Origin of the sequence: Prochlorococcus marinus str. MIT 1214, assembly GCF_027359355.1 — a bacterium.
Classification (GTDB): domain Bacteria; phylum Cyanobacteriota; class Cyanobacteriia; order PCC-6307; family Cyanobiaceae; genus Prochlorococcus_B; species Prochlorococcus_B marinus_F.
Genome location: NZ_CP114777.1, coordinates 521,413 through 538,170 on the forward strand (window position 1 = coordinate 521,413; position 16,758 = coordinate 538,170).

The following is a 16,758-nucleotide window of genomic DNA, read 5'->3' on the forward strand; positions in this document are numbered from 1 at the left end:
TAAAAAACTCTCTCCATAACAACAGATCAGTAATGTTATTTAGATTTGAAAGTTAGGATTAAATAATACAAATGTCTATAAGAGACGACATTTAGTAGCAAATATCACTCCGTTTTTAAGAATGTACGTAAGAGGATAAAAAAAAGTCCAAAACAAATATATATTCAACTTATCTTTGTAAAGTTGAATATATAATGGCGACAAAGAACACCGACAAGAAGGCAGCTGTATCAAACCCTGTTTGGGTTTCATCGGTTGTACGAACAGGGACAACAGTACGAATCCACATGGTTTCTAGCAACCGTAACAAAAAATGAATTAGTTACTACTAAAAAAAAGAATTGTCTCTCCACCAATTAACTCTCTTTGTTTGAGGTGGTTCCCCATTCACAAGAAAGTTCACATTCAGTCAAATTTGTTTGCTCAAGACGACTTAATATCCTAGCCATATCTAGAGAAGAGAGACTTCCATCAGAATTCCATTTAAGTGTTGTTTTACGTTGAAATGGAATCTTATCCTTAATTACTGATGATGGTAGAAATTTAACACTATTGTTTTCGATAAAGTCCAAATATGATTTTGCACCATGTAGATTCCCTGTGTAAGTGCAATGATTTGCAGAACAAGCTCTAAAGATTCTGCCTGACAAGCCTTCTATACAATGTATAGATCCGCCATGATCAGTTACGTAGAATGGGTTTGTAAGGGGCATAACTAATGCTCCATTTCTTTAGTGAGCAACATTTTTGTATCAACAGCTACAAAATAGCAATAGGTCTTAATGCCCAATATAAAGTTTAGTCAACCCGACTTTTACTCTAATAGCTTCAATATCAGCTTATTTGGTCTGAATTATTAACAGTTAACTCTTTCGTTGTATCAATGGTGTAAATAGGAACTTTGAAGCGTTTGATAAAACTCCGCTAATAGAATTTAAGAAATTATTCAATCCATACTTTTATTTGTAGTAATTCACAAGATCAACAATAAGGACAATCAAAAGTAAGCCTCCGAGAATGAACGGCAAAAATGGATACTTGGCTGAGAGATTACTTATAAAACCAGCTTTCTTTTGTTCTTTATTTATCTTCTTTTCTCTAGGAGGCAATCCCAAATCTTTTCTTCTTTTAGCTTCTCCCATATCTAGCAAAAAGGGCTAATACTTCCAAGATAAATCGAATGTCAACCTAACTTCAACTGTATAAAACATCAAATATATTAATTCATTCAATCAACATACATAATGGTGATGCCGGTAACCGTTGAATAAGGACCCAAATAAATACCGATTGCGATGTAAATTATTTTTGTAAAAATATATACAAAATTGGAGTAATACAAAGTGGTCCTCAAAAAAAAAATTATTACAACACCAACTCAAGTCAAAGCTGGGACATCTGAGGCAAGAATAAGAAATGACCGCCAAGCAGTTTTTCAACTTGTACGAGACTTAGTGCAGGCTCAATTCAATCGAGGTGACGAAGAATTAACCAAGAGACTTTGGCAGGATGTTGCAGACAGAGAAATTGACCTAGACCGTGTGATAAATCTTATGTACACCTGTTCTTTTCATGAAGACGATTATGAAATGACCAAAGTGGATGAAATTTATCAAAAGACAGGTTTGGTTGGTTAAATTAATTCCTATCCAATAGCCTATTGCGATAGGAATCAATGGGCCTTGCTTAATTCAGTCAATTTTTTATGACTGATTCAGTTAAATCAGGTATAAAGAGTTTGTATTTACATAGCTTTATGCGCCGTTTTTTATTTCTTGCACTAACAGCAGGAATTTCTATCCCATTAGTTGGTTGTAATCCAAATCAAAAATACTCCCTTGAACCTGTGATTGTAGAGACTCTTATTAGTGCCAATGAATCGTGGAATGGAGATTCTTTTAAGTATCCAAGAGGGCAAGCTGAGATGAAACTCGAAAAAATAACTGCACAACCTGGTTTTAAAACACCTCTTCATTTGCATCCACAACCTGGGATTGTTTACGTACAAAAAGGATCTCTTTATTGTGAAACTAGTGACGGAGAATCCCTGACAGTGAAGTCTGGTGAAAGCTTCGCTTCATCCCAGGACACACCTCATTTTTGTCAAAACAATGGTAATGGAGAGTTGGTGGTTTTTAGCGCCTCAGCAGGGGCCAGAGGAAAGGAAACAACAGTTCCGACTGAATAAATCTTGTTGAGAGTCGATCAGTAGAGGGCCATTAGCCCCCTCCTATGAAATTATTCCTTGACTAAAACAAAGCAAACATAAAAAAACAAGTTAAATAATATAATTTCTGATAAATAACTTTTCAACAGAAAACCACTTATTGAAAAGGTGTATAAATCTTCGTAGACATATAAGAACTAAAAACAATGCTAAAATTGGTAGTCATCATCTTTTATTTGAGTCTAGTAATCAGTTCTAAATCGATGAATTGACTAATTAGGTCGTTTGTTAGTAGTCGATTGAATGCTTAATTGTTACTAATACGACAACCAATTTGAATTAAGCCTCGATCTAATAGTCGACCAAGTTTCAAAGCTGTCGCTTCTTCAACTCGTGAAAAATGAGGCTGATTTGATGTAACCCAATTCATCTCATCTGAAGTGATAACTCCAGTTGAAATTGATTCAAGAAAAAGCAATCCAAGATTCATAAAATTTACCAAAAAGAACAAAGGTCAAGCGTCAATTTAAATACTGACGCTTAAGCCTTTATGAACCAAAAGACTGAGACCCATCACCCAGTCATTGAAACCTTAGTAAAGACAGAGAAACTTTCAAATTCTCGTAACACCATATACAGATTTATTTAACAAAACTTTATTTAAAAGCCCTAGATATGGAGGGGTTGGTCATTAAGAAAGGCTAGCAAAAATATCCGAATCCCTTGCCCCCGCAGGAACCATCGCTAAGGTTTTTTATTGATAAGAATGTTCATTTTTTCAACCTGCAAAGTAACTCATTGTGGGGGGAGCATCATATATGTCTTATGAAGTTTATGTTGGAAAAGTCATCCATTCAAGCTCTTCTGACAAAAGCATTTTAAAAATTATGACATTAAAATTAGCTTAGGCATAACTTCACGTTGTGCTCAAGGTTGCTCTAATGTTTTATATCTGGTGATAAGTCAACACAACCAAAAGCCAAGATTATAGAAGGTGTCGCTGGAATAAAAAAATTCCCTGATATTTCTAGCGTAAGTCCTAAAAATGATGAAGTTAAGCTTGGCTTGATTCATCTTGACTTCTAACAAGATTTTCTTATTCTTCTTATATACATCTTGATGTTTTTTAAAGGATGACATTTGCGACTACATATAGCTATAGCGACAGAGAAATCTTTGATCTTAAGACGTTATTAGAAGCAATTAGATTTATTATTGCTAACTCTGTTTTGGCCTTTATATTTTTATTTCTTATTGTTGAAGAATTTGAATGGGCAATATTTTCAGCTAGAGAAGGAATTAGAGATAACGTTATTGACAAAACATCGTGGAATATCAATACATTAATTTAAAAGAAGTTATGAATAAAGCAGGAGGAAAATGGCTGATGCAATAGGTCAAATTTTATATACTCACCTTTTGAGCTATTCCAGATTCCAAACGACACATATTTTTACTGCTTTGGATGAAACGCTGAAGAGAAATGTCTAGTATCTTTTTATTAATAAATTTCTAATGACTTCTCCATTATTTGCAATACCTCTAAACATGGGTACAGGTACATGGATTGTGACGATTATCGCGGGATTAAGTTTTGTTGTTATGTTTGGTCTCGCCTCAGCAGGTGGAGACTATCAAGGTTTGATAAATACAACGCTTGAAAATGATGCACTTGCTCGAGAAAAGAGGAAGTACAAGAAATAAGAGGGTCATCTTTCTAATAGAAAAAGCTAATGAATCAAATAAAAGCTATAAGTCCACTTGTTGCTTCACTTGGTATTTACTTTTTGGCTCTCTATTCGCCAATGTACGAAAAAATGAATCAACCCCACCCAGTCGAAAACGAAATCAAACCTATTCCTATAAAGGAATTTAAATAATCGATCTAAAAATGTTTTTTCAACTTGCCTTCTTTTATTAGTTTTAATCCTGCAAAGATCGCAATTATCTTTTTGAGGAATGGTGAAAGGAGTTAATAGTCTCATAAAACCTCCTTGCTACATCTTTGGTCTACTCCTCCTATTTTGAATAAGATAGCAAGGAAGAACTGCTTCAACCGACCATCAGACCATATGAAGGTATATCAGTAGAAGAATTCCAAGTATTTATTGATTGGCCCTACAGAAACTTGGTTTGGTTTAATCGCATTAATTAACATCAGCAAACCAATAGACACAGAACTAATGAACGGACAAAATCCATTGCCCAGAGTTTTCGCTTAAATCTGTCAAATTAAAAAGGTTGACAGCCCATTTTTATCGGAACCATTGGGGCTGACTTTGGTAAGTAATATTTATGGCTTGATAAAGTTCTTGCTACAAGCAAGTCCCATTTTTTTAATTCAATTACTGTTTTTTGCGAATAAGTGTAAATTCCGATTCCATTAAGGATCAATAGCACCATATTTAGTGGAGTCTTGAAGTAAAATCGATGACTTTCACGCTACATTCGCCGTCTATTTATCCAGAGATCATCATTCATACAACTCTCGACCTTATGACCAAGATGACTGAATACACTTCTCCAGCAAAGCAAATAGCAAAGATTGAAGCTCAAAGAAGAAACGCAGAAATGCGGGAGCTGAAAAAGCAACTTCGCATTTAAGAGACAGCACGCGCTAAGAATACTCTTCGATAGATAACGCTAAACAACATTTTTCGCTTTAAAAAATTTCTGCTATTTCAAGACGATAGGTTATCTTAAATTTTTCTCCAAAAAAAACTATGAAAATTTTCTAAGAGAAAAAAACCAAACACATCAAAAACTGATCAAATATAAATACTAAATCAACGAAACTAAGGCGTTATAGAAAACAATCAAGTTTATTTCCAAAATGATAAAACTTCCATGCCTCCTCTCCGATAAACCCTCAAGAAAGAAAACTTCGATTATAAATAAGATTGAAATGAAAGAACTTTAAAAAACTACAAGCCAAATTCATTGCCTTAAGATCATCAAAGAATGCAATTCTTTTAAAACAAACTGATAAAGGAATCAAATATCTTAAAAGAAAACCAGACATCAACCTGATCGCCAAAAAAGAACTTGAAAAACAACTTTAAATAAAACTAAACACAATGAAAGAATAAAATAGATTGATGATTAACAGTAATTAATACTTAATTGCCTCGCTTCTAATGAATAGTTGTTGATGGGGTTGGAAAATATTACTGATATTTATAAAGTTTGTAGTTAAAAAGTTTAGTATTCGTCTATAAATTAAGAATTAGTTATTTATTATGAATTACTTACAAAATCTTTCTCCAATCAATCAACTTGTTGTTTTAGTCGATTTTACCGGTCTTTTATTTGCTTCCTAGTTGTATACCTTGATAACAGCAAAGACTATGTATTAAAGCGAGATTGACGAGATAAAGATATTAAATAATCTCCAAATGAACTTAAAAAGAATTAATTGCTGTCGCTTTTATGCATGGGCCTAGAAAAGATTGCAGATAAACACAAATAAACTCCTTCATCAGTGAGAAGATGTCAGATGACTTAGCTGGTTATTTTTGTTCTTGATCTTCTTGTTCCCATACCTGAAATTGGAAATAAAATATCGAGGCTAATGCTATAAAGATTGAAAGAAGTCCAGCCCAACCCCAAAATTTATGCTCTGTAAAAAGATTTGTCAGCGATGACTTTTCTTCATATCTAGCATCCATCTCGTTTTGAATATTTCCAACCCATAAATAAGCAGCAAATAAAATTTTCTCAATTGAATTAATCATTCCAGCCATCTGATTAAGAATACTGTTAGGTATGAGAAAGCCATCTTGTTATGAAGGGTTAACTAATGATGGCGTGCGGAAGTATTCGAAGAGACGAGGCTGATCATTTGAGCTCTTCGAATTTTTGCGGACAATGGCACAGGTTTTTACCAACTGCCCCTTGCTCTTACCTAATATTCTAAATAGAAGTTCTTTAAAATTGATGTTCGGTTGGAGTAATGCTTTCCTACTCCCTTATTAAAACAGGAGGAGTAGACCAAAAAGAAGGCTACATTGTTTATGGTTGCATACACTCTTACTTATTTGTATACAATCCCTATGTAGTAATTAATATTAAAATTATGATTTCAAAATTCCAAGAACATTACAGTTCAAGACTTTGATGATTATTTTCGATCATGCTTTTACAGAGAAAACAAAATAGAAGATAACTTTCGTATAAAAAGATTTCCTTTCGTGTAATAAATTAGCCATAATAAGGCAAGCTTCTTCTTTGCTAAATTGTCTGATCTCTTATTCTCGATAAATATCGAGATCGATCAAGTTCAGAAAAGTTTTAATTGCAAGTAAGACTAGACCGTATTAGAGGCTGATGCCGATGCAAGTGGAGCTAACGAGTTTATTGCCTTGTAGGCATGTGTTGTTCATGTGCCGCCTTTCTCAAAGAAGGTTCAGTCGATATGGAAGCAATGGGGTTGAAGAGTGAATTACAAGATCAAGTCTATGTCCTTTTATGTCGGGCCTATTCCAAATCAGATTTAAAAATAATTGCGAATCAATTTGATGCTGTTTGGGATCAACGATAAATTTAAAAATAATCCTAATATTGAATTAAAAATAGTAAAAAAGTTCTTTCATACCATGACTGTTCATCCAGATTACGAAATTAAAATCAACATAAATGAGTTGATAGAAAAAAGAATTCCTTGCTGTGATTTACTACATCCTGATCATTGCTTAACAGAACAACAAGTTTCGGAGATAGCACATGGTGTTAGTAAGGACTTGAACCTTCATGACATTTATAAACAAGTTGATCAGCACATTATGAAATATGCAACTGCGGCTGGTGTTGATAATAAATCTCATTGGATAGAGCCAAATCTTCCAGACCTCGATAGGGATATGAAAGAAGAAGTGGAAATTGACTTTGAATAGTTAATTTGATTGTGTAGTTATTAATGCAATCAAATTATTAATACGCTTATATAAGAGAGAGATGTTCTAGAAATTGTTTAATGAGTGGAGACAATCAGTATGTTTCTCAGACTTTGAAATTCTATTCAGAAGAAATGACAGAAACAAAAAGAATTGCAATAGCTCACTTAGAAAAGAAATTATTTCCTGTCGCTAACTCTGTAATTTATTTAGACCAAAAGCGCAACGAAAAAAGAGTTACTGAAGCTGCATAGCATTACAAAGTAGAAAAATTATTAGGAAATAGAGCCATTTCACTATGGCCATTTCTTTTTTTACAATTTCTCCTTGTTCATCTCTTCCCTAATTTTTTCTTCGTTCTTAGTAACGATTGCTTCAGCTCCTTTTTCATCATTTTGAGTTGAGATATGTCGAGAGGAATATAAAGAACTTTGTATATCGTCATTTCCAGGAACCTTTACCTTTTTGTTGAAATCTTTCAACAAATCAGAGAAGGTTTTCCTAGCTTCTTCTTCATGCTTGCTCACTATTTCTTGTGCACCCATTTCAACCTCTGGTGTTGAGGTATGACGAGAAGAATAGGAAGATACCGTCTGATCGACTTTTGTTCCATCTTTAAAGTTGTCTGCAATAGATATCAATAATCCTTCTGCAAAACTTCGTGGACAACCAATATCTTCAATCATTTCTTCTATTTGATCATTTATGTCCTTATAAACAGCTGTAATAATGTCTTTGTTTAGCTCATCTGTCGTATTCCAGTCTTCAGTCATTTGTATAAGCTATTCGAAATAGATGATCAAGAGTTGCAATCGACCCTACCAACTAATCTTAAATTCCAAATAACAAATGAGACCTTTTAGTTGAATTAGTAATATTAATCTTTAATTGTAATTTCAATCTTAGGGTTTCGTAGCTTATATCCAAACTCAATCAGTTGATGATATGTCAATTTAGATTGTAAACCGTTAAGAGATAGACGTTTCTCTTCATCCTTTTGAAGGATGAAAAAAGCTTTATTATTTTTGTCTTTCTCAATAGTTACATATTCCTTCCCTTTCTTGAATATCCAAGGCTCTATTTGATAATTCTCATCTCCAATTTGATACTCCCATGGAAACTATTCCCTGTTTTTATTTTTTAATGGCAAATTAAAAGACTAATCTTCTTATTGCTTGAGCCTAAAGTATTGTTGTCTCCTTTTGAGTGGACTTTATTTATCTAGTTCGTTTTGAATTATCTCTGTGGGAATTGCTAAGACTTCATCATCAATACTTTCTCCTAGCCATTCCTTGTATTCATGGAATAGACAACGACGATCAGCAGGACTTCTTAAGATTTTCATTCTTGAAACTGCGTTCTTTGTTGCCATATGCAATATGTCTTTCAGCTCCTTATTAGAATTCATTCGTGTAATAACTTATCTATTTATTATTCAATAGCTAGTAATCTTGATATTGAAATTGGAGTTAATACTCTTTGTGTCTATACAAGGACCTTAGATAATTTATAAAGTGATTTAGTTTCATCTTATTCTTCGTGAATTGGTTTATTTAACAGTAAGGGTTTCATTGTCAAAAACATCTGCCATTAAGGGGATTAAGGCTGTTTCTATTTGTTCTTCTGTTTTGAATCCAAGGACCTCTGCAGGTTCATTCCCTAACGAGATAAGAATAGATTCAACTGAATTAGTCATTAGTTGAGTAGCTGTCTTCTATAAATATGTATGGAAGTTACCTCTAAAACATTTGCAATTAATAGCTTTGTGTTGAAGAGAAGTTAATTAATTAAAAACATTCACAACTACCTTCGCCTTTGGGTCTAAGAAGTTTATTTAAAGATAAGCAGCTCCCAGCCTGTATTTTTTAAATGCCAAGTTTTATTCTCTCCAAAAATTAGATGGAAGAAGTGAGGTTAAAGGGTTCTCTAATATTTCTATCCAAACCAGATGGAGTATGTAAAAATTTCTTGAATTGATTTTTATTTGATGGCTAAGGGTCTTTGGCTTGTTACTACAACAGTTACGAATCCAGCTTTTTATGTTCATGACATTGAATAGCTGGAATGTTCAACCTTGTTTCTTCGATAATTTCCTCACACAATCTTTAGTTAACCCTCCGCTGAAATGGTTTTCTTATATGGCTTCATTTAATAAAGCATCATAGAAAAAATATAATTCACCCCTACATATTTACAAAGGACCATATATATCTTTATCGACTCCAAACTGGCTTATTTAGATTAGAGACTTAAAAAAGCAATTGCCTAGTCTTGCTTCTCTTTCTCTTGGTTAAATTTAAACCAACCGTTTTCTTTTATTCCCCTTCTAATCGCAGTAACAAGTGCTCCAAGGAAAAAAGATCCTAATCCAGCAAATATTGCCAGAGTCAGTAAAGGCCTAACTCCGGATACGGCAGTGCTTTGAAGAGCAGGATCTAACGGACCCATTAAATTTTTGTTTTATTAGTCGTCATAAACTTTGCATGTTGAAGAAGTTGGGTGGATTTCACATTCTTCTTTCCAATACTCCTCTCTTGTTTTAACAGGGATTTCGTAATTGAAATCATGCATTACTCGAATATCACTCAACGCGTTTTTGATGAATGAAAATGGGGTTCTGATCTTCATAAACCTCCTGTTCGGGTGTATATGTTCTACTTGATTCCTGTTAATTTAAACACCTCGGTTTTTACTCAAGTACTACTTCCTATCCATTCGATAGGGAACAAATAAAGGGGTCGACCTATGTCAGCCCCACTAGTTCTGATAGCAATCAGCTGTCAACCTTTTCATTTTGACAGGTTTAGGAGAAAACTCTTGGGTATGGAGTTTGTCCGTTCATTAATGATGTGTCTATTGGCTTGCAGATATTCATTAATGCACTCAGTCCAAATCCAGGCCCTGAAGGACCATCAATGAATTCCTGGAATTCTTCTATGGAAATCCCTTCTTTTGTTTCCCAAATACAGAAGATAGGACCATTTGCAGTAACAGCATTGGCTGAATGGTTGAAAAACCCTTTTTCTTTGTTAGCTGCTACAGCCTCATCCCATCCTCCACCAGGAGCCATTGCTGCATAAGCAGTTTCCCACCACCTAGAGGAAGTACCAGCTCTGAATTCGTGATGAACGATATAAAAGTTAGAGGACATTGAGAATTTATTTTGCAGCATATTTTTAACTTAAAAAACGTTTTTTCTGTTTATTCATCCTGCTTTCATGACTTTGATGTTGTTAAAGGTAAAAATTACTACATGCATTAACTTCCGCCTAAGGATAGCTATAAACAAGGAGTAAATGATTGATACGCATGTCTAAGAGAACATGGATGAGCGGTTTTAAATTAAATATTCATGCACCAGGGACTGGATTTGCACTGATGCTTTTAGCTCTAACTCAAGTTCCAGTAGCAATTAAAACCACAGCGGAAATTTATTGTATGGAAAAGCTAGGTCAGAAATTTAATTCAGCAGTCGTAGCAATTATTCAATGTAATGGTGGTAAATGAATCTTTATTTGTTTTCTAGTTTCTTTTAGCTGATCTAGTACAACTCATCTTCTTGCTGTAAATAAAGTTACGCTGAAATTTAAGGAATTAATCCAAATACTGCTAGGCGGTGGTCAATTGCTTAGAAACGGGCGTAAAGGGCAAACAAAATTCCACCAATAAACTCTCCTAGTCAGAGTCATGATTTCTTCTTTGGTTGTAGTGAAGTATATGTTGGCATTACATGCACTGGCGAAGTCTATTAACAAGGATTGTTGAAAAACCAATGAACAGTCCCGCTGGAATAGCCAAGCTGGCAATAATTGTTGCTTCGTTGATTCCGTACATAGTTTTAAGCGTTGGCTTTGCTTAGACGTAGTTTTAAATAAATATTGTTTAGTGGCTCTTTTATAGAAAGTATTTTTCCGTAGAAATCTACGCAATGTTGAATTAAAGGCTTGAAAGGATTCATGTCCATTTTTCTAGTCCTAAACGATTACTGGATTGGCTACATCAAATGAGCCTGATGCAAGAATTAGCGAAGGGAAGACTGGGATTTCGACGACCGTCCTCCGATCTAGCTTGATGATGCTTCCGTATCACGCCATCAATATGAGACCATTTTAAAAAGGATTTATTGATTCCTGATGTTCGGTTGAGGTAGGGCTTCCCCTTCTATTTTTTCTTTTTCTTGCTGTAATCCCTCTTGATTTCAACCTTGTTGCCTCGCAAATCAAGAGGACCTAAATACATTTCCTCACCCAGTAGATCGTTTAGTTGCTCTTCCGTCATTGGTTCAAGTGCAGGTGCTTCAGCTATTTACTCTTGCGGTATTAGCGCAACATCATCCGCTTGGACTGCTAAAGGAAAGAGAAACAAAAGCAAAACAAGAACAAAAGCAAAAAGTTTTTTCACCTAATCCAACCTATCTGCATAATCTCTGAGAATTTCTGCAATCACATTTGGTGGGATTTCTTCTTGAGCGTCCTTGCAAAGATCAAAGAACTTGTCCATGAACTCTTTTCTGGTCATGTTCCTGAATGGGCCAAATTTTCTCTATTAAAGGCTCAAACTCTCTTTTGTAGCTCTCGGCACTAATACTCAAATTTTATTTACATATGGACAAATGGTTATCGTTTTCGCTTGAGTGTACATACAAGTCCTTACTTCGACTATGGATTCTTTTTCTAAAGATACACATAGGTACGCTTTCGCGTTAGTTAAAGCCGCTCGAACAATGCCTGTAGATATGGCTGAAAAGCTCAATCATATAAGGCAATTAAGATTCAACGTTCAATTAAAGGAATTGAGAAAAAGAATCAACAGAAGAATCACTTAGCACTGAACTTTTTACGAATACTATGTCTCTTTTATTAAGGATAATTAGTAGATGTCTTTCTATTACTTAACTCAGTATTTGTATATGTGGACGAGCTTCTATGCTTTTTCCTTAAGCTATTACGCCTGAATAAGCAATGGCTGTGAATATTGTTATCTTTGATATCAAAAAGAAATTTATACGCTTATTCACTTTTAGGACATTACATGGAATAAAAAAATCTGGAAAAAGCTAATTAAAAACAATGATGTGGTAGCTGTTATCGACATAAAATGTTGCAACTACAAATTTAGATATTGCTTTCTTATTGATAATTTCTAGTTCCATCAGAGATCACGAATCTGCCAAAAAAGTTATATTAGGTGAATTGGTATTGATGCTTTGCCTCTTAATAGTTGCAGTATTTAATACTCTTAATGCAGGAGTCATTGTTGATGCTGGTCCACCTCCACCGTTTTGGATTGTTCTAATTACAAACCCAATTTTGTGTACTTATGGATTACTAAAAGGTGAATAAATGAAACGCTTACTACTTCCACTACTCGCTGCTCTTGCTTTCCCTACTACTACACAGGCTGAAATAAGTGATGAAATTCATAAACGCTGTCTCGATGCTAGAGATTATTCAGGCTGCGTAAGAACAAACCAAAGTTCAAGTCTTAAGCTCATAAAAGAAATTACTGGTATAGGCGTTAATCTTTTCCTAAATACTGAAACTTCTGAAATAATAATAAAATCAATTATTAATGGAACTCCTGCCTCTAATGCAGATATTGAATCAGGTGACGTAATTCTTGAGGTAGATGGGAAGTCAACTAAAGGAGTGGGTATAGAAGAAGTAATTGAATTAATTAAAGGACCAAAAGATAAACCAGTAAAATTAGTTCTTGGAAGACCAAACCAAAAAGGAAAAAGGAAAAAAATTAAAATTCGCTTGGTTAGAGATACTTTTGAAATTCCAAATAACGAATATCTGAATCAAATGAAGATAAGAGAATGGTTGAATCGAGAGTTGCCATCAGACTTAGACTCGATGTTGCAGCGAAACGGAAAATCATTGAGATAACAGCGATCATCAGGGTCCTTTATTGACGGGATGATGTGGGTCATCCGAAGAGACATTTGCTATCTAGCATCAACTATCCCTAAATAGACAACTAAGGAATCCGTCCATGAGCCTGTAGCTCATCCGTAAATCCAAAAGCCAGTGGACTGGTAAGACGATCAGGGAAAAGAACACCATCCAAGTGATCATTTTCATGCTGAACGACCCGTGCATGGAAGTCTTGAAATTCTTCTGTATGGGAAGCTCCCTCTTGGTCTTGCCATCTCAGGTGAATATGTCTCCAACGCTGCACCTCACCGCGCAAGCGAGGTACGCTGAGGCAACCCTCCCAACCAGCGATCAATTCCTCTCCAATTGATTTGATAACAGGATTGATCAATACAAGTTCAGGTAAAGGAGGAGCATCGGGGTATCGAGGGTTTTGGTCCATACCAACAACAAGAACCCTCCAAGGTTCATCGATCTGTGGTGCAGCTAGCCCTGCTCCAGAACAAGCCAATTTAGTATCGAACAGATCGTCTATCAGGTCCTGTAGACGTTGACTGCCAAACCAGTCATCAGGGACTTCTTCTGCGCGACTGCGCAATGCCGGATGACCAATTCGTAGAACATTCCGAATCCCCATATACCAATCATTTCATCAGCAATAGTTTACCTCGACTAGGCGCATGTGAATGATATTAGTTTTGAAGAATACTTATGTCAGAAGAACCTAAAAGGATGGCCTTTCGCCTAGAGAATCTAGAAGATATATGCGAAGCTCAGTTGACTTGTAATTATTTTGGATGGCTCTGGAGACTACAGTATTTACTTTCAAGATTTCTGTTCCGTTTGCAGATTGGTCTAAGGGATTTGATAGTCCTGAGGTTGTTGCAATGCACGAGGCTAACGCAATAAAGCCCTTATACAGAGGTGTTTGCAAAGATGATCCTGAATCAGTTGTTGTGATCCATCAAGCAGAAGAGGGTATTGCAAAAGCTTTTTTTGAAGCAAGTAGAGGAGCTGTTGAAGCTACAGGTCATATATATGACTCAACCGTTATTACCAGTTACTTAGCAGGTTAAGAGAAATGGAAAAACTCTTTATTGTATGTACTTTTGACTGTTCCTTTGAGTACTACGAAGAAACTATTGAAAATTTTGTCAAAGAATATGGAGATGGAGTTGTTATTGACTATGACCTAAACAAAATCAATGATCATAAATCACACTCTTTCTATAACGTCACAAGCTTAGATGCTTTTGCGAAAATCCTCGATAATCCTTTTGCTAGGGAATGGGACAAAGCTAACAACTGCAAAGATATTGTTTATAGGCTAGAAGGACCTTTGTAGGGTCTTGTTAGACCAAATATAAATTTTCATAAGCGTCATTTTATTTATATTTCGGTATACTCAATTAATCAGTAGTAGCAAGCGATCTTGGTCGTAAAGGCCGTATCTAATTCTTCGGTTTAGAACATTTTAAATTCCATGTAGTCGAGTCAAAGTAAATATGTCCTTTGAAATGAATGTAATGTATTCCTCTTTATTTGATGCAGTATTCGCTGATTCATTCTTATCTCCTGTGAGAACAGTTTATGTAGTTTCTGATAGTCAGTTGGAAGAAATCAAACGAAGCCAAAGAGAAGAAGAACTCGAGAATATCAAAACTTCGCGAAAGAGATTGGAGGAGAGTTATCAGGCTCGTGTAAAGGTTCTTGATGATCGTGAGCATGAGCTTCAAGAGGATATCAAATCTCTTGCTCCAGCTAAGAAGGAGAAAGAGTAAGTCACTGCTTAGTAAATACAGTCAGTGGATGAGAGACGATCATGAGGGGGCACTTTGCCCCCTTTTTCTATTGCTTTCTCTCTGTAATACGAAAATTCCAGTTTGTATGAGAAGAAAGTCTTCGACACTTTTGCGTAATTTATTTTTTCTTCCCCTGGCGGTATTACTGACTGGATGCATGGTGCTGGAGGAGGTGGTAGCGGCTATGGAATAGGTGCTTTAGATTTTATGGATATAGATGGCGCAGGCAATTTCACTTGTGATTCTGTAAAAGGTAGTGGAGGTTCTACATCAGATTTTTGTACTACAGGAGAATACTCATATCTACGTGACTTCGATTCAGTCCTAGAATAAGTTGGGCGATGGTTTATGGCCTAGAAAGTTTATGGAGAGCCTTATCAGATTTTTTTAAAATTTTTAGAGCCTCTTTTCTTGAAGTACAAGCATCCGCTTTGGCTTGAAGTTTTAAAACTTTCGCGTGTTGTTTCTCTAAGTTCATCCAACATTGGATAAAAACGAAGAAAGCAAACTAGCAGCTTTAGACCATAACCGAGGAAAGCTGACACGTAAGGTTTTCTAATTAGTATATTTTGAGCTCTCCAATAGACTCCCCCTTTTTTCAAGGGGGGCACTAACTTTAATAGTTACTTTAAGCTCCTAATTTGAGTCTCGAAGTGAATTGGTTACGCCCTGTATGTAGGAAATGTAAGGCTTAACATTAGTTTTTGTTGACAAAAAAAGTAAAGACCCAATGAGCTTTTTATGATTTGCGAGGAAAGGAACAGGATTTCGACGACTGTCCCCTTCTCTGACTGGCTTGATCCGCAACACAGCCTTAAACCCTGTTACTTACTCTCGCATTTGATTAGTCCAAGTAGAAGTTCTCTAAACTGATGATCGGTTGAGGTAGGGCTTTCCTATCTATTTTTTCTTTGGCTTGTCGTAATTAAATTTGGTCAAAGCTTTGTTGCCTTGCCAAGAAAGAGTGCCTTGATAAATGTCCTCCCCTTGTAAAAATCTAATTACCTCTTTCGACATTGGATCAGGTGAAGATGAATCAGCTATTTCCTCTGATTGAACTTCTAAAGGACAGAAAAACAAAAGAAGACCAAGAGCAAGCGATAAGAGTTTTTTCATTGCTTTTGTAAGGGTTTCAATTCAATGAGAAAAATTATGTTTTTTCAATTGGTGCCATTGTTAATCCTTTGCTGACAAGCTGCTGATGATATAGCTCTGCCTGTTCAAGAGGGCCTCTCCATACTTTCGCCGAACCTTCCCTATCTACTTCGAAGGCAAGTTCCCATGATCTTTTTTCACTCATTCCTGGGATGATTGTCTCAAGACAATTAGCCACATGTTCAAACGAATTAAAATTGTCATCAAGAACTATTACCCTTGCTTCTGGATATTTCTTTTTTGTTGTCTTTGGATCTATGACTGTAGTAGTTATATCAGTAATTTGATCCATAAAGATGGGGGCCAAAGCCACAAGATAAATCAGCTTTCAGCCTGGCTTTCAGCTTAACTGCTAGGAGTTGATCTGCAAGAAAAATAGTTTACTTTTCAGCATCTTCTTTTTTAAAGAACATCCTTTTTTCATAAACTGTGGTCTAATAAATTTTTATAAATTTAATTGATGCAAACTTACGTAGTTCATTGGCAGTTCCCTAATCAAGAAGCACACATAAAAGGCTGTGATGCATTTGCTGAATATCTTGAAGGCGGTGCTGAGTATGACAAATTTGAAGGTTTTGAAGTCGTTTTAAGAGTTGTAAATCCTGAGGGTGCTAACGGATGGGAAATCGTTAAAGCCTCAGACCACAAAGCTGTTTGGAAATCTTGTCATCCTTGGTGTGCTGGATTTGGAGTTGATATTGAAGTGGTTCCAGTACTCACAGATAGTGAGTTTCTAGAAGTTCACAACGAAATCAAGTCGTAAAAGTTACTTGGCTATTAGATAGGGGTATTAAGTCCCCACAAATAAATCAACTGACAACCGAGCTTTAACCTTCTAATCTAGATACTCCCTTTGAGATGGT

At 35.4% G+C, this 16,758-nt stretch carries 31 protein-coding genes; 18 read left to right on the top strand and 13 right to left on the bottom strand.

The window, feature by feature from the left end; translation table 11 throughout:
* Positions 1 to 356: 356 nt before the first annotated feature.
* Entirely contained in the window at positions 357 to 713 is a 357-nt protein-coding gene (locus tag O5639_RS03275; RefSeq protein WP_269625059.1) for a hypothetical protein, read from the bottom strand.
* A 246-nt stretch (positions 714 to 959) separates the two neighbouring features.
* A complete protein-coding gene (locus O5639_RS03280; RefSeq protein ID WP_269625060.1) occupies positions 960 to 1,142 on the bottom strand; it encodes a hypothetical protein in 183 nt (60 codons plus the stop codon).
* Positions 1,143 to 1,343: 201 nt separating this feature from the next.
* On the opposite strand from O5639_RS03280, the gene O5639_RS03285 reads away from it, so the two are divergent.
* Complete coding sequence (locus O5639_RS03285) at positions 1,344 to 1,637, top strand: hypothetical protein (protein ID WP_269625061.1); 294 nt, start codon at positions 1,344 to 1,346, stop codon at positions 1,635 to 1,637.
* Between the two features lie 68 nt (positions 1,638 to 1,705).
* The gene (locus O5639_RS03290) at positions 1,706 to 2,188 is read left to right on the top strand and encodes a cupin domain-containing protein (RefSeq protein WP_269625062.1); all 483 of its coding nucleotides are present in this window, start codon (positions 1,706 to 1,708) and stop codon (positions 2,186 to 2,188) included.
* A gap of 286 nt (positions 2,189 to 2,474) precedes the next feature.
* On the opposite strand, the gene O5639_RS03295 is transcribed toward O5639_RS03290, so the two are convergent.
* On the bottom strand, positions 2,475 to 2,657 hold the full coding sequence (locus tag O5639_RS03295) for a hypothetical protein (RefSeq protein ID WP_269625063.1): 183 nt from the start codon (positions 2,655 to 2,657) through the stop codon (positions 2,475 to 2,477).
* A 643-nt stretch (positions 2,658 to 3,300) separates the two neighbouring features.
* On the opposite strand from O5639_RS03295, the gene O5639_RS03300 reads away from it, so the two are divergent.
* The 3 genes from O5639_RS03300 (at position 3,301) to O5639_RS03310 (ending at position 4,771) form a co-directional block, all read left to right on the top strand.
* A complete protein-coding gene (locus O5639_RS03300) occupies positions 3,301 to 3,519 on the top strand; it encodes a hypothetical protein (RefSeq protein WP_269625064.1) in 219 nt (72 codons plus the stop codon).
* A gap of 163 nt (positions 3,520 to 3,682) precedes the next feature.
* Positions 3,683 to 3,871, top strand: coding sequence for a hypothetical protein (locus O5639_RS03305; protein WP_269625065.1), 189 nt, complete (start codon positions 3,683 to 3,685; stop codon positions 3,869 to 3,871).
* A 726-nt stretch (positions 3,872 to 4,597) separates the two neighbouring features.
* A complete protein-coding gene (locus tag O5639_RS03310; protein ID WP_269625066.1) occupies positions 4,598 to 4,771 on the top strand; it encodes a hypothetical protein in 174 nt (57 codons plus the stop codon).
* A gap of 905 nt (positions 4,772 to 5,676) precedes the next feature.
* On the opposite strand, the gene O5639_RS03315 is transcribed toward O5639_RS03310, so the two are convergent.
* A complete protein-coding gene (locus O5639_RS03315) occupies positions 5,677 to 5,901 on the bottom strand; it encodes a hypothetical protein (RefSeq protein ID WP_269625067.1) in 225 nt (74 codons plus the stop codon).
* A 635-nt stretch (positions 5,902 to 6,536) separates the two neighbouring features.
* On the opposite strand from O5639_RS03315, the gene O5639_RS03320 reads away from it, so the two are divergent.
* Both O5639_RS03320 and O5639_RS03325 read left to right on the top strand, forming a co-directional pair.
* The gene (locus O5639_RS03320) at positions 6,537 to 6,707 is read left to right on the top strand and encodes a hypothetical protein (protein WP_269625068.1); all 171 of its coding nucleotides are present in this window, start codon (positions 6,537 to 6,539) and stop codon (positions 6,705 to 6,707) included.
* Between the two features lie 55 nt (positions 6,708 to 6,762).
* Positions 6,763 to 7,059 carry a hypothetical protein gene (locus O5639_RS03325; RefSeq protein WP_269625069.1) on the top strand — a complete coding sequence of 99 codons (297 nt, stop codon included), beginning with the start codon at positions 6,763 to 6,765 and terminating at the stop codon, positions 7,057 to 7,059.
* A 314-nt stretch (positions 7,060 to 7,373) separates the two neighbouring features.
* Here the strand turns inward: O5639_RS03325 and O5639_RS03330 are convergent, their stop codons facing one another.
* The 6 genes from O5639_RS03330 to O5639_RS03355 form a co-directional block, all read right to left on the bottom strand.
* On the bottom strand, positions 7,374 to 7,832 hold the full coding sequence (locus O5639_RS03330) for a hypothetical protein (RefSeq protein WP_269625070.1): 459 nt from the start codon (positions 7,830 to 7,832) through the stop codon (positions 7,374 to 7,376).
* Positions 7,833 to 8,272: 440 nt separating this feature from the next.
* Complete coding sequence (locus tag O5639_RS03335) at positions 8,273 to 8,467, bottom strand: hypothetical protein (protein WP_269625071.1); 195 nt, start codon at positions 8,465 to 8,467, stop codon at positions 8,273 to 8,275.
* A 141-nt stretch (positions 8,468 to 8,608) separates the two neighbouring features.
* The gene (locus tag O5639_RS03340; protein WP_269625072.1) at positions 8,609 to 8,755 is read right to left on the bottom strand and encodes a hypothetical protein; all 147 of its coding nucleotides are present in this window, start codon (positions 8,753 to 8,755) and stop codon (positions 8,609 to 8,611) included.
* 569 nt (positions 8,756 to 9,324) lie between these two features.
* Positions 9,325 to 9,507 (bottom strand): hypothetical protein, encoded by a 183-nt coding sequence (locus O5639_RS03345; protein WP_269625073.1) that lies wholly within the window; start codon positions 9,505 to 9,507, stop codon positions 9,325 to 9,327.
* 15 nt (positions 9,508 to 9,522) lie between these two features.
* On the bottom strand, positions 9,523 to 9,687 hold the full coding sequence (locus tag O5639_RS03350; protein ID WP_269625074.1) for a hypothetical protein: 165 nt from the start codon (positions 9,685 to 9,687) through the stop codon (positions 9,523 to 9,525).
* Between the two features lie 175 nt (positions 9,688 to 9,862).
* On the bottom strand, positions 9,863 to 10,210 hold the full coding sequence (locus tag O5639_RS03355; protein ID WP_269625075.1) for a hypothetical protein: 348 nt from the start codon (positions 10,208 to 10,210) through the stop codon (positions 9,863 to 9,865).
* 158 nt (positions 10,211 to 10,368) lie between these two features.
* On the opposite strand from O5639_RS03355, the gene O5639_RS03360 reads away from it, so the two are divergent.
* The 6 genes from O5639_RS03360 (at position 10,369) to O5639_RS03385 (ending at position 12,950) form a co-directional block, all read left to right on the top strand.
* Complete coding sequence (locus tag O5639_RS03360) at positions 10,369 to 10,566, top strand: hypothetical protein (RefSeq protein ID WP_269625076.1); 198 nt, start codon at positions 10,369 to 10,371, stop codon at positions 10,564 to 10,566.
* 223 nt (positions 10,567 to 10,789) lie between these two features.
* Entirely contained in the window at positions 10,790 to 10,918 is a 129-nt protein-coding gene (locus tag O5639_RS03365) for a hypothetical protein (RefSeq protein ID WP_269625077.1), read from the top strand.
* Between the two features lie 333 nt (positions 10,919 to 11,251).
* On the top strand, positions 11,252 to 11,464 hold the full coding sequence (locus O5639_RS03370; protein WP_269625078.1) for a hypothetical protein: 213 nt from the start codon (positions 11,252 to 11,254) through the stop codon (positions 11,462 to 11,464).
* Positions 11,465 to 11,719: 255 nt separating this feature from the next.
* A complete protein-coding gene (locus tag O5639_RS03375) occupies positions 11,720 to 11,884 on the top strand; it encodes a hypothetical protein (protein ID WP_269625079.1) in 165 nt (54 codons plus the stop codon).
* 376 nt (positions 11,885 to 12,260) lie between these two features.
* Positions 12,261 to 12,401, top strand: coding sequence for a hypothetical protein (locus O5639_RS03380; RefSeq protein WP_269625080.1), 141 nt, complete (start codon positions 12,261 to 12,263; stop codon positions 12,399 to 12,401).
* The gene (locus tag O5639_RS03385; protein WP_269625081.1) at positions 12,402 to 12,950 is read left to right on the top strand and encodes a S41 family peptidase; all 549 of its coding nucleotides are present in this window, start codon (positions 12,402 to 12,404) and stop codon (positions 12,948 to 12,950) included.
* Positions 12,951 to 13,041: 91 nt separating this feature from the next.
* On the opposite strand, the gene def is transcribed toward O5639_RS03385, so the two are convergent.
* Positions 13,042 to 13,575 carry a peptide deformylase gene (def, locus tag O5639_RS03390; protein WP_269625082.1) on the bottom strand — a complete coding sequence of 178 codons (534 nt, stop codon included), beginning with the start codon at positions 13,573 to 13,575 and terminating at the stop codon, positions 13,042 to 13,044.
* 160 nt (positions 13,576 to 13,735) lie between these two features.
* Here def and O5639_RS03395 point away from each other — a divergent pair, with 160 nt between their 5' ends.
* The 4 genes from O5639_RS03395 (at position 13,736) to O5639_RS03410 (ending at position 15,073) form a co-directional block, all read left to right on the top strand.
* Complete coding sequence (locus tag O5639_RS03395; protein WP_269625083.1) at positions 13,736 to 14,014, top strand: DUF3764 family protein; 279 nt, start codon at positions 13,736 to 13,738, stop codon at positions 14,012 to 14,014.
* Between the two features lie 5 nt (positions 14,015 to 14,019).
* Complete coding sequence (locus O5639_RS03400) at positions 14,020 to 14,283, top strand: hypothetical protein (protein ID WP_269625084.1); 264 nt, start codon at positions 14,020 to 14,022, stop codon at positions 14,281 to 14,283.
* Between the two features lie 181 nt (positions 14,284 to 14,464).
* The gene (locus tag O5639_RS03405) at positions 14,465 to 14,719 is read left to right on the top strand and encodes a hypothetical protein (RefSeq protein ID WP_269625085.1); all 255 of its coding nucleotides are present in this window, start codon (positions 14,465 to 14,467) and stop codon (positions 14,717 to 14,719) included.
* A 174-nt stretch (positions 14,720 to 14,893) separates the two neighbouring features.
* On the top strand, positions 14,894 to 15,073 hold the full coding sequence (locus O5639_RS03410; RefSeq protein WP_269625086.1) for a hypothetical protein: 180 nt from the start codon (positions 14,894 to 14,896) through the stop codon (positions 15,071 to 15,073).
* A gap of 567 nt (positions 15,074 to 15,640) precedes the next feature.
* On the opposite strand, the gene O5639_RS03415 is transcribed toward O5639_RS03410, so the two are convergent.
* The gene (locus tag O5639_RS03415) at positions 15,641 to 15,856 is read right to left on the bottom strand and encodes a hypothetical protein (RefSeq protein ID WP_269625087.1); all 216 of its coding nucleotides are present in this window, start codon (positions 15,854 to 15,856) and stop codon (positions 15,641 to 15,643) included.
* 34 nt (positions 15,857 to 15,890) lie between these two features.
* Positions 15,891 to 16,187, bottom strand: a complete 297-nt coding sequence (clpS, locus tag O5639_RS03420; protein WP_269625088.1) for an ATP-dependent Clp protease adapter ClpS — start codon at positions 16,185 to 16,187, stop codon at positions 15,891 to 15,893.
* A gap of 168 nt (positions 16,188 to 16,355) precedes the next feature.
* Between clpS and O5639_RS03425 the strand changes: the two genes are divergently transcribed.
* On the top strand, positions 16,356 to 16,658 hold the full coding sequence (locus tag O5639_RS03425; protein WP_269613288.1) for a DUF3303 domain-containing protein: 303 nt from the start codon (positions 16,356 to 16,358) through the stop codon (positions 16,656 to 16,658).
* The last annotated feature ends 100 nt before the right edge of the window (positions 16,659 to 16,758 follow it).